The organism is Vibrio sp. V30_P3S12P165 (genome assembly GCF_009904905.1).
GTDB classification, from domain to species: domain Bacteria; phylum Pseudomonadota; class Gammaproteobacteria; order Enterobacterales; family Vibrionaceae; genus Vibrio; species Vibrio fujianensis.
Genome location: NZ_WXWH01000074.1, coordinates 31,918 through 44,565 on the forward strand (window position 1 = coordinate 31,918; position 12,648 = coordinate 44,565).

The window sequence follows — 12,648 nt, forward strand, 5'->3', positions numbered from 1 at the left end:
TTATGCTAGATAAATTAGTCATCGCGAACCGAGGCGAAATTGCGCTTCGTATTCTTCGTGCATGTAAAGAATTAGGCATCAAAACTGTTGCCGTCCACTCCACCGCTGACCGTGATTTGAAACATGTTCTGCTGGCGGATGAAACTGTCTGTATTGGTCCAGCAAAAGGGATCGATAGCTACCTAAATATTCCTCGTATCATTTCCGCCGCTGAAGTGACAGGGGCGATTGCTATCCACCCAGGTTATGGTTTTTTATCAGAAAATGCCGATTTTGCCGAACAAGTTGAGCGTAGTGGCTTTATTTTCGTTGGCCCAAGAGCGGAGACCATTCGCTTGATGGGGGATAAAGTCTCCGCTATTACAGCAATGAAAAAAGCCGGTGTTCCTTGTGTACCGGGGTCAGATGGGCCACTCGATAACGATGATGCCAAAAACAAAGCTCACGCTAAACGCATCGGCTATCCCGTTATCATCAAAGCCTCAGGCGGTGGCGGTGGCCGCGGTATGCGCGTAGTTCGCAGTGAAGCAGAGCTTATTCCAGCCATCAATATGACCCGCGCAGAAGCAAAATCGGCGTTCAACAACGACATGGTATATATGGAGAAATACCTAGAAAACCCACGTCACGTTGAAGTTCAAGTGTTAGCCGATGGCCAAGGCAATGCGATCTATTTAGGAGAACGTGACTGCTCCATGCAGCGTCGTCACCAAAAAGTGGTCGAAGAAGCGCCAGCTCCGGGAATTACCGAAGAAGTTCGTAAATACATCGGTGAACGCTGTACTCGTGCTTGTATCGAAATCGGCTACCGTGGTGCAGGTACCTTTGAATTCTTGTATGAAAATGGTGAATTTTACTTCATCGAAATGAACACACGAATTCAGGTTGAGCACCCCGTAACCGAAATGATCACTGGCGTTGATTTGATCAAAGAGCAATTACGTATTGCCGCTGGCCAACCACTCTCCTTTACGCAAGATGATATTAAGATCCGTGGCCATGCGGTGGAATGTAGAATTAATGCCGAAGATCCTGAACGCTTCCTTCCTTGTCCGGGTAAAATCACTCGCCTCCATACTCCAGGAGGAATGGGAGTTCGTTGGGAATCACATATTTATTCCGGTTATACCGTTCCGCCATACTATGACTCAATGATCGGTAAACTCATCACCTATGGTGAAAACCGTAATGTAGCGATTGCTCGTATGCGTAACGCGTTAGACGAAATGATTATTGAAGGAATTAAAACCAACATTCCTTTGCAAGACATGATCATGAGAGATGAAAACTTCCAAAATGGTGGCACAAATATCCACTATTTGGAGAAAAAGCTTGGCATGCAATAATCTATTGGCCTGTTAATAATCCTCATGAGCATAGATACACCATGCTCATGAGGTAAACGGACTTGGCTAATACCGCAACCACTTAAAATAGAAGGAATATAACATCATGATGTCTTTTGCTGAGTTAACCTGAAACCACCTAATGTAATACCTAACTCTTGTGCTTGCTTATTCAAGTTCTCAGCTAAAGTTTGCAACTGTTCCGCCTTACTCTCAGTCGTTCGACTTTGTTCACTAATTTTCTCTACCGATTCACTCATTTCACGCGTAGCCTGCTCTTGCTGTGCGGCGGCAGAAGAGATTTGTTCACTCATATCAGCAACCGCATCTGCTTGCACACGAATATCATTAAAGTTTTGCTGGGATTTATTCACATTATCAAGTGCCACCTTGGCATGATTACTATTCTGAGTAATAGTTTCCGATGATTGAGCAATCCCCAACTTGAGACTCTCCAGCATAGAACGGATATCCTGTGTTGCTTGCTGGGTTCTCGTCGCTAGTTCGCGGACTTCATCGGCAACAACCGCAAAACCACGGCCCTGCTCCCCAGCGCGCGCGGCTTCAATGGCAGCATTCAAAGCTAATAAATTGGTTTGTTCAGCAATCGAACTGATAGACTCCGTCACCGTACTAATTTTTTGGCTCTCATCAGAAACAGTAATAATCTGTTGAATCGTGTGCTCCAACTCGGTAATAAATTTACCCATACTCATCACGGCACTTTCAACTAACTGGTCACCTTCACGCACTTTTTGTTGAACTTCGTCAGCAGCATGAGCAGTTTGCACAATACTCTCGGTGACTTCGATAACCGTTGCGGTCATCTCCGTCATCGCGCTCGCCACTTGGGTAGTATGTATGGATTGAGAGCCCATCTCATTCTGCATTGAATGGCTATGCTCCGACATTTTACCAGCATAAATAACTAAATCTTGAGTCACTTCTTGCATGCGCCCAAGAACCGCCTTGTAACGAGCTTGGATCATTTTACTATTTTGAATCAGTAAACCCATTTCATCTTCGCCTGCTAACTGAATGTTTTCCGTTAAATTTCCCGTAGCAAGTCTGCGTAATGTCCTCGACATGATTTCCACTTGCTTAAGCAATCTGCCTCGAATCAAATAGAGTTGGAAGATCAACACAACCGTGGTAAGCGCTAACGATATTAAAACTGGCCACTGCTGAGTCATATCGATTTGAGTGACCGAAAATATCAACATCAGCAAAGCAAAACAACTCAAGCTAGTATAGAGAGAAGCATAGGTGAGTCTCTGCAACCAATTGGGCTTAGGTAACAACTTGGTTGGATCGGCTTTCATCTGCTTATAAAGCGCTTCAGCTTGGCTAACTTGCTCTCTAGTCGGTTCTGAACGTACCGACTGAAAGCCAATGATTTCCCCCTCTTGGGTAATCGGAGAGACAAACGCATCAACCCAATAATGATCGCCATTTTTACAACGGTTTTTAACCATGCCACGCCAGTTTTTGCCTGATCGGACGGTCTCCCATAAACTTTTAAACGCGGCAGGCGGCATATCAGGATGGCGAACCATATTATGGTCACTCCCCATCAGCTCTTCTGTGCTATAACCACTAATCGTTATAAAAGGATCATTAACATAGCGAATTTTTCCTTGCGTATCGGTGATCGATACAAGATCACCGAGTCCATTAAAGTACACTTCCTTATTTGTCACTGGCCCATTATTTCTCATATTATTGCCTCCCACCAAGTCCCTTACGATGACATTTCATTGCTGTATTTATACTGATTACAACTGCTGAAAATATCACTGAGCAAATATCGTTCCAGAAAAAATAAGCAACAAAATACATAAGCAACTGATTTTTTTTAGCTACATTTGGCGTTGTAGACATTCTGTTGCAATTTAGTAATCATGTAGAGAAGCCGTTGCAAATTGCGAGCTTGGCACCAAATCATATTCATCAACACCACCTTATTAGAAAATATGCAAATGAACAGGTAATGAGATCTATCTGTTTCGTTACCAGCTCTTTTCTCTTACACTTAATCTCAATCGTTAACCAACCCTCTAAAGAGCCGATCTCCATGCCTTGGATTCAAATAAAACTTAACGCCACCAATCAAAATGCCGAGCCCATTAGCGATATGTTAATGGAAAAAACTGGTGCATTGTCTGTCACCTTTCTCGATGCAAAGGATACCCCTGTTTTTGAACCTCTTCCGGGTGAGACTCGCTTATGGGGGGATACGGATGTACTGGCCCTTTATGACGCTGAAATCGACACACAACGCGTCATTCAGCAGATTCAAGCAAGCCAGCTACTGGCTGATGGCTTTGCGTATAAAATTGAACAGATTGAAGATAAAGACTGGGAACGGGAATGGATGGATAACTTTCACCCCATGAAATTTGGTCAACGGTTATGGATCTGTCCAAGCTGGCGGGAGATCCCTGAACCAAATGCTGTCAATGTTCTTCTCGACCCGGGTCTGGCTTTTGGAACCGGAACACACCCAACGACAGCGTTGTGTCTACAATGGCTAGATTCACTCGATCTATCCGGTAAAACCGTCATCGATTTTGGTTGCGGCTCCGGTATTCTCGCCATTGCTGCGATTAAACTCGGTGCAGCAAAAGTAATCGGAATCGATATTGACCCACAAGCATTACTCGCTTCTAAAGATAACGCCGCTCGTAATGGCGTTGCCGATAAAATTGAGGTTTACCTGCCACAAAATCAGCCGGAAAATTTAATGGCCGATGTCGTGGTCGCCAATATTCTAGCCGGGCCACTACGTGAGCTTTCCCCTGTCATTAAAAGCCTGATTAAACCCGGAGGGCAACTGGCGATGTCTGGTGTACTCAATACTCAAGCTCAAGATGTCGCTAACTATTATCGTGATGAATTGAGTATTGATCCGATTATCGAGCAAGAAGAGTGGTGCCGAATCACTGGGCGAAAACAAGGCTAGTGATAAGTTTATACGCTAATTGATTGAAAAATAGACTATTTGCAAAAACAATTTGCTAACGCTCAAATATTAGTCTTTTCACACAGTAAAAAAATGCGTAAAATGCGCGCCCTTGCTGGTACGAAGCTGTGAATACGTTTTGAAAATCGGAAATCATCAACTTAACAACAATCTCATCGTTGCCCCGATGGCCGGTGTCACCGATAGACCGTTTCGAGAGTTGTGTCTCCGTTATGGTGCAGGAATGGCAGTCAGCGAAATGATGTCATCCAATCCGGCACTATGGAAAACAGATAAATCGAAAAACCGCATGGTACATGAAGGCGAATCGGGCATTCGTTCTGTACAAATTGCAGGTAGCGATCCACAGCTGATGGCCGAAGCTGCGCAGTTTAGTGTTGAAAACGGTGCACAAATCATCGACATCAACATGGGCTGCCCAGCCAAAAAAGTGAATAAAAAGCTAGCCGGTTCTGCACTATTACGCTATCCGGATATTATAGAAGGTATCCTCAAAACCGTCGTCAATGCAGTGAATGTTCCTGTAACACTCAAAACCCGAACTGGCTGGGATACAGCGCATAAAAACTGTGTCTATATCGCTAAATTAGCCGAAGACTGCGGCATACAAGCACTTGCCCTTCACGGGCGCACTCGAGCTTGTATGTACCAAGGAGAGGCAGAATACGACAGCATTAAAGCCGTTAAGCAGGCCATCAGTATTCCTGTCATCGCTAATGGAGATATTGATTCTCCACAAAAAGCCAAACAGGTACTGGAATACACAGGGGCCGACGCTTTAATGATTGGACGCCCAGCCCAAGGCCGCCCATGGATTTTTCAGGAAATCCAACACTATTTGGAAAACGGTACCACCATGCCTGAACTTCCAGTGATGGAAGTAAAAGCCATTTTGCTTGGTCATGTAAGCGCTCTCCATCAGTTTTATGGTGAGTATTTAGGGCCTAGAATCGTGCGTAAACACGTAGGCTGGTACCTAAAAGAACATGAGCAAGCAAGTGAGTTTCGCCGTGCCTTCAACGCGATAGAAGCAGCATCGCTGCAACTAGAAGCGCTTGAAGGTTATTTTGATAACGTTGCATCATAATTAAGAGAAGAGCTAGACCGAATATGTTCGAACAAAATCTGACTTCAGAAGCTTTAACCGTCACTACTGTCACTTCACAAGATCAAATCACGCAAAAACCCCTGCGCGATTCCGTTAAAGCATCTCTTAAAAACTATCTTGCCCAGTTAAATGGTCAAGAAGTCACTGAACTCTACGAATTAGTTCTAGCTGAAGTTGAGCAGCCACTGCTCGACACTATCATGCAGTATACGCGTGGAAACCAAACTCGCGCAGCAACCATGATGGGGATCAACCGCGGTACACTTCGTAAAAAACTGAAAAAATACGGCATGAACTAATACCCATTAGTTAACCTATTATTTATAAAGGGCTTATCTTTTAAAGAGTAGGCCCTTTTTTATTAAACGACCTTATAAACTATTTTAGACGGCTCAACGCTGATGCTTGAGTTGTGTGAAGTGAAGAAAAGAAAAAAGAGCCCGATTGGGCTCTTGATTGAATCATTAACAGTGAGTGGAAAGGCGTCAGATTTAACATCCATCGTTTTCCCGAACCACCACTCACCGGATTGGTGGCTAGGCTTTTAGTACCTTCACCGTGTAGCTGCCATCATTTTGATGATACAGACCGTGAATATCGGTCTCAAAGCCTGGATAGTGAGCACCAATTTCACACAGCATTTCTAGAAATTCCAATACTGGGCGAGAATCTTCAGTCACCATTTCACCAGGAAGCACCAAAGGAACACCCGGAGGATAAGGCAAAATCATATTAGCACTAACTCGGTTTACCATCTCACTAAGTTTCACTTCTTCAGTTTGACCGCGTAATTCTTGCTGCCAAGCCGCATGAGGGGTTACTTTCATTTCAGGTAATACATCAAATGCTTTATACATCAACTCAGGCAATTGATATTTTTTAATCAGATCATGAATACCTTGCGCCAACTCTTGAATGCGCATGCCTTCATAGAAACTTGGATCTTCTTTATACAGTGCTGGCAACATCGTACGGATCGTTAGGTTCAAATCATAACCACGTTTAAATTCGGTTAAGCCGCGTAGCAATTGCATCGCTTTTGACTTATCAATCCCAATCGAGAATAGGAACAGCAAGTTATAAGGGCCGGTTTTTTCCACCACAATACCGCGTTCATCCAAGAATTTCGCTACCAAAGAGGCTGGAATACCCGAACCTTCAAGCTCCCCATCCTTGCTCATTCCTGGCGTTAGTAGGGTAATTTTGATCGGATCAAGGTACATGTGGTTATCATCGAGATCCTTGAAACCATGCCAGTTCTCTTTAGGATCTAACTTCCAACATTCCGTGGTTTCAATATTTTCAGGTTGCCAAACATCAAAGAACCAACTTTCGCTTTCCCCTTTCAACCGTTTAATCTCTTTACGGAAGCGCACTGCACGATCGATAGAATCTTGCATCAATTTGCGCCCGGTATTACCGCGCATCATGGCCGCCGCAGTTTCAGTTGAAGCGACAATCCCGTACTGCGGTGAGGTTGAGGTGTGCATCATAAAGGCTTCATTGAAGGACTCTTTATCAAATTCACCTTTAATATGAATCATCGATGCCTGAGAGAAAGCGGCAAGCAACTTATGGGTTGATTGTGTTTCGTAGAACACTTTACCCGGCATCGCTTCACCACTCATGCCACACTTACCTTGATAAATCGCGTTAAAGTTAGTGTAAGGCACCCAAGCACTATCGAAGTGGATATGTTTACAATCTAACGACTCTTTAATGAACTGAGTATTGTAAAGCAAACCATCGTAAGTTGAGTTGGTGACAACCGCATAGCTTGGTGCGCTTGCACCCGGTGTGTTTGCCACTTTTTCTGCAATCACTTCACGGCTAAATTCACGTTGCGGAATACCGCCTAAAATCCCGTAAGCATTACGAGTAGGACGGAAATAAATCGGTGTGACATCGGTCATCATCATCAGATGAGTGAGCGATTTATGACAGTTACGGTCAACTAACACTGTGCTACCCGCAGGAGCGGAGAACATGCCAACAATCTTGTTTGAGGTCGACGTTCCGTTGGTCACAATGTAAGAGCTATCAGCATTGAAGGTGCGAGCAATGTACTCTTCTGCTTCTTGATGTGGGCCTGAGTGATCAAGCAATGACCCCAATTCAGGCATAGAAATGGATACGTCTGCTTTGAATGTATTTGGACCGTAGAAATCATAGAAGATGCTACCTGCAGGGCTTTTTTGAAATGCGGTGCCGCCCATGTGTCCAGGTGTACAGAAGGTATATTTACCTTCTTCGACATACTTAAAGAGTGCTTTGGTAAACGGAGGCATAATCGCCTCTTTATACTCTTGTGTCGCCTGATTGATTTTAATCGCAATATCATCGGCCATGCCTAAAGCATATTCGAAAAAGCTCACGTTCAAACGCAGATCAGTTAAAGAAATATCCAGGGTCGATTGCTCATTGGCAAAGGCATGCACTGGCAATTTTTCATTGACCTGACTGATGCGCTCGCACAGTTCCAGTGAGTATTTATCCCAGTCAAACAACACACCACAGATACGAGGGTTCATTTCAATCAGTTTAATCAGGTCTTTGTCATCAACCGGATAAACCACTTCATAACCCGCTTTTTCTAAAGCCGCATGCAGTTGGCGCACTGGCTCTTCTTTAAAGAACACACCCATGTGGTTCAAGATAGCAAAAATATTCATTTGGACATCTCCAAGACGAAAGAAGGCGCTCCCTATCTAACCTGATAGTGAGTATTAGGAACGCCAAAGAAATTAATTGACTAGCGCAAGCTCGGTATTGCGAGCGCTAGCATTGAGGAATTAAGCTGCTGACGTCGAAACGCGCTGCTTATGCGATTCATGGTATTGAGCAAAACCGGCTTTTTTGCTGTAGAACATCAATATGACTAATGAAATGATGAAGGTTGCGGTCAGTGTGCTTCCTTCTGCTCCTGCAAGCGCAATCATACAAAAAGCACAAGCAACACCAGAGAAGAGCATGACAAAACCATTACGGGTGGTCATACCTTCAAAGCGAATCAAGTTAATGCTGGAATAAAAATAAGGCAGCATGGTCAGTAGTACCGCATCGGTCGTAAGTTGGCTAAAGATGTCCGCGGCATGAGCGGTTTGCGAGCTAAACAACATCAACACAATCATTAAGGCTGTCATTTTCAGCGACGCAAGGATTAAGCCTTTTTTCGGTACACCATTACTATCCGTTTCACCATAAACTTTCGGGAAGTTACCATCAGCCGCCGCACGTTTACCGGCTTCACCCACCAACATCATCCAAGAACCTAATGATGTAAAACAGGCTAATGCGGTAAAGGCAGACACAAAAGGTGCAGACCAACTACCAAATAAGTTGGTGGTTGCCATCGCAAAAGGGGCACCAGAAGCGGCAATTTCACCCGCAGGGAAAAGGCCACTAATCATCTGAGTTGAAACAATATAAATAACACCGGCCAATGCTGTACCCAGCATGGTTGCTAATGGAACAGTGCGTTTTGGATTGTGAACCATACCGGAAGAAACCGCAGCAGACTCAACCCCCACAAACGACCATAAACAAATAAGTACCGCGCTGATGATTGCATGACTATCACTACCAGCAGACACATTCCAGTTATGCTGATAAATGGCCATGTCAAAATTCATCCAACCAAATAACGCCGTTCCAAGAACCGGGATCAAAATCAGCACCAAACCAATCGTACATAAACGGCTCACCCAGCTGCCACCAAGTAAGTTAACCAAGGTAAAAAGCCATACAGAAGCAATGGTTGCCAAACCAGCAGGAACCGGGTTATTCAGAATAGGGAAGAAAACAGAAAGATAAGAAACACCCGTAATGGCAATCGCGAGGTTACCAATCCAGTTAGCATGGTAGTAGAGTACGCCAGCCTGAAAACCAAACACTGGTGACACTTCCCCAGCATAAGCAATCGGGCCACCCTCTTGTGGGTTTTTTGTCGCTAAACGTGCGAAAACAAAAGCCAGACTCAACGCACCAATAATGCAGATAATCCAACTAAATAAAGAAATAGATCCAACGGTCGCCAGACTTGATGGTAACAAGGCAATGCCACTACCCATCATGTTACCTGCGACGACCCCAGTACAGGCAATAACGCCAATTTTTTTGGTACTCGATGACATAACGTCTCCCGATTTTTCCACGAGCTATTTGCTCAAACCCTCAGAAGTAAAAGAGCGCAACACAAGCAGGCTCCTTCACTGAACAGGGCGAAGGTTACGCTGAAAAAGCGCAGAAAAAATCAAGATGTGATTATCAATAAAAAAATGACCAAATCTTTATTTTGGTCACAAGCTGATAAAAATAAAAAATATAAACAATTTAAAATACAAAGCCTTATTGACAAAAAATTGTGTCAATAGGAAAAATATAAAGATATAAACCACCCCACACGATTCATCTTTATACCCAATAAAGTTATCAACCTTTATACCCTTCCTACTTCAAGCTGCAGGGGTGTTGGCTACGTTCTTTCACCCCAATCACATAGCCTGTCTATGCTCATGGGGATTCACTCACTTGCCGCCTACCTGCAACTCCAAGTTGTTTGGGTATACTTAAACCGTTAAAGGGAAGCATAGCTGAGTGATTTTTTCATCGTGCGCAACCGTTCCATCACTCCTAACGCAACACGTGGATTGAGAACGATCTTGCGATCAAATCGACCTGATCATTGAACAAGCAAGGGAAAGGCAGTAGCGGGGAAACTGTCCTAAGTAAAAAGCATCGTAAGTAAGAAATAAGATGAGTAAGAAAGATGGATCAGTAAATCGACGCCTTCCAATCATCCAAGATAACTGGAAAGCGCATCATCACCATAATCGTCAGTTTACGTTATCCGTAAAGGCTATAGCACGGTGGTTACAGAAGGGTGTACTGAGCGATAAAGCGCATAATCAATTGATTTTAAGTTGCTATAAAACGCTAGGTTTTCGCATAATAAATAGGTTTCTAATGAGGTATCAATATAAAAAGCTTCGCTATAAGCATCACTGGCAGCCTCCATATCCCCGTTTAATTCAAAAAGCTTACCCCGCAACACATAGCCTAATACCGATTCACGCTGGGTAAATGCTTGCTGCAAATAAATATGCGCCTGTTCAGGGCGGTTGGATACGATTTCATGCAGCGCTAACGCTTCAACAATGCGCCCTTGAATGTCAACGTCAGCCAATTGAGTGGCGTTGATGAGCTGATACGTCAGTTGATTAATTCGATCTTGCGCTAACGCTTGCTCTGGTGCTAAAGCGACTTGCACATAATAAGCCACTAATAATTCTGCTTGCACATAACGATTGTCTGGCTCAGCACGTAATACTTGCTCTAATAATTGAATCCCACGTTGAAATGATTCAGGTTGTGAGGTATTCAAATAATGATGCGCTCGAATTAATTGAGAAAGTGTTTGGTGATTCACCGGCAGACCAGCCATTAACTGCTCTACATGACTTTGAGCATCAACGACCTGTAAGGCCTGCATTAAGTCAAACGAGACCTGTTTAAGCACACGATTCAAGTGTGGAGGAACCAGCAAGTATTGACGACTAAATAAAATGGTACCGGATGCATTATTTCGGTATTCCAGATCGAGATAAGCCTTATCCTCTTGCTCTTTAACCAATACAGTCACGGTTTTTCCCGGTAATATTCCCGATGCAAAGCGAGCCTTACTCAGTCGGATACGGTAATGGGTCACTTGGCTTATATCTGCCGCTAATTTTTGTACAATCCCATCAGCTAATTCGGCACGCTCCTCGTGTTGAGAAAAGCCGTGATCAAATCTAAATTCAATTAAACGCGTATCGACCGCTTGAGTGATCGAGATATCAGATTGATGATAGGTAAAAAGGCCAAAGCCGATAATAAGCACGCTGATCCATAGCACATCAAAAATCAAAGTTCGCCAGCGTTTAAATGCCGTATGATGATCTTTGGTCGTCGTGCAACGAAATTGAAATGCTCGAGTTAATGGGGCCGCCGGGAAAGTGATATCAGAAGAAGAAACAGCGCCCTCTTGCTCAATGGCCCGGGCATCGTCGACAGTGATTGGTGGGCTAAGATCCCCTTCCTGCAATTGATGCACAGGATCAGAAAAAACTTCAGTGACCGTGGCGACTAATTTATAACCTCGCTTAGGTACCGTCGTTAAATAAGAAATGTTTTCTTCACGTCCATCACGTAGCAATTTTCTCAATTCAAAAATAGATTGAGTAACCACTTGATCGGTGACGATAGCGCCACCCCAGACATGTTCGATTAATTCCTCTCGACCAAAGACTTCGCCGGCATTTTTTGCTAAAAAATACAATAGATTAATCAATCTTGGCTCAACCGAAACTTCCCTATTTTGGCGATACAATTTATTTTCATCAACACTTAGCATCCAGTCGTTGATTTGAAAGCATCTTCCAACCATGTGTACACCATGAAGTCACAGTAAAGGCAGTGAGTTATCTCACCGCGACTGATCCATCCCTAACCATCCAATAACAAAAGAGACGAATTATACTGATTTTTTACTCCGCAAGACTAACACTCAAAAGCCTCAAAAATGGAAACTAAGGTTGGGCTATTCTAAGGCCGCTAAAATTGAGCAGTGACTGGCATCATCATCAGTATCGCCACAACACGCATCGTTAATTTTTTTCAGTGCCGATCGAATTCGATTTAACTCCGCAATTTTTTCATCAATCAATTTGAGCTTAGCACTGGTAATTGACTTGACTTCGGCACAGCTGTGCTCGGTAGCTTCCAGTTTAATCTCAAGCAACTCTTTTATTTCATCAAGGCTAAGCCCCAACGCTTTGGCTTTTAAAATAAAACTGACTTGCTGTTCATTCGCTTCATTATACAAACGATACCCGGACTCACTGCGTCCGGCCGGTTTGATCAGCGCATTTTTCTCATAAAAACGCAACGTATCACTCGATACCCCACAACGTTTCGCTAATTCACCAATTTGAAACATCCGCTTATCCTTTTTTCTGTCTGATTAAAGTGCGCGTTGCTAACAGCATTTTTACTTGAAAAAGGCCTTTTTAACGGTTATTTTCCCAATGCCAAACGATTGCGCGAGATCTTTGTACATAAACTCGCTAGAATATGCATCATTAAAATAATCAGCAAAAGGCCTTTACCCCAGTGAAGAATGCCATCATGTTAACGCATAGTATCGGCCATTGTGGTAAAGCTCTTTAGTG

General features: G+C 43.7%; 9 protein-coding genes. 4 read left to right on the forward strand and 5 right to left on the reverse strand.

The genetic code is table 11. The annotated features are described in order from the left end of the window. Positions 1-2: 2 nt before the first annotated feature. Complete coding sequence (gene accC / locus CAG57_RS14010) at positions 3-1,346, forward strand: acetyl-CoA carboxylase biotin carboxylase subunit (protein WP_099610745.1); 1,344 nt, start codon at positions 3-5, stop codon at positions 1,344-1,346. Positions 1,347-1,450: 104 nt separating this feature from the next. On the opposite strand, the gene CAG57_RS14015 is transcribed toward accC, so the two are convergent. After that, positions 1,451-3,064 (reverse strand): methyl-accepting chemotaxis protein, encoded by a 1,614-nt coding sequence (locus CAG57_RS14015; RefSeq protein WP_161428204.1) that lies wholly within the window; start codon positions 3,062-3,064, stop codon positions 1,451-1,453. A gap of 356 nt (positions 3,065-3,420) precedes the next feature. On the opposite strand from CAG57_RS14015, the gene prmA reads away from it, so the two are divergent. From prmA to fis, 3 genes are all read left to right on the forward strand, one after another. Then, positions 3,421-4,308: a 50S ribosomal protein L11 methyltransferase gene (gene prmA / locus CAG57_RS14020; protein ID WP_099610747.1), complete on the forward strand. Its 888-nt coding sequence runs from the start codon at positions 3,421-3,423 to the stop codon at positions 4,306-4,308. A gap of 139 nt (positions 4,309-4,447) precedes the next feature. Beyond that, positions 4,448-5,416: a tRNA dihydrouridine synthase DusB gene (dusB, locus tag CAG57_RS14025; protein ID WP_161428205.1), complete on the forward strand. Its 969-nt coding sequence runs from the start codon at positions 4,448-4,450 to the stop codon at positions 5,414-5,416. Between the two features lie 23 nt (positions 5,417-5,439). Then, positions 5,440-5,736 carry a DNA-binding transcriptional regulator Fis gene (gene fis / locus CAG57_RS14030; RefSeq protein WP_000462885.1) on the forward strand — a complete coding sequence of 99 codons (297 nt, stop codon included), beginning with the start codon at positions 5,440-5,442 and terminating at the stop codon, positions 5,734-5,736. A gap of 237 nt (positions 5,737-5,973) precedes the next feature. Here the strand turns inward: fis and CAG57_RS14035 are convergent, their stop codons facing one another. The 4 genes from CAG57_RS14035 to zntR form a co-directional block, all read right to left on the reverse strand. Next, positions 5,974-8,109 (reverse strand): lysine decarboxylase CadA, encoded by a 2,136-nt coding sequence (locus tag CAG57_RS14035; protein WP_099610749.1) that lies wholly within the window; start codon positions 8,107-8,109, stop codon positions 5,974-5,976. A gap of 120 nt (positions 8,110-8,229) precedes the next feature. Then, positions 8,230-9,570 (reverse strand): cadaverine/lysine antiporter, encoded by a 1,341-nt coding sequence (gene cadB / locus CAG57_RS14040; RefSeq protein ID WP_099610750.1) that lies wholly within the window; start codon positions 9,568-9,570, stop codon positions 8,230-8,232. A gap of 725 nt (positions 9,571-10,295) precedes the next feature. Next, entirely contained in the window at positions 10,296-11,864 is a 1,569-nt protein-coding gene (gene cadC, locus CAG57_RS14045; protein ID WP_161427953.1) for a lysine decarboxylation/transport transcriptional activator CadC, read from the reverse strand. A gap of 153 nt (positions 11,865-12,017) precedes the next feature. Further along, a complete protein-coding gene (gene zntR / locus CAG57_RS14050) occupies positions 12,018-12,416 on the reverse strand; it encodes a Zn(2+)-responsive transcriptional regulator (RefSeq protein ID WP_099610752.1) in 399 nt (132 codons plus the stop codon). Positions 12,417-12,648: the final 232 nt, after the last annotated feature.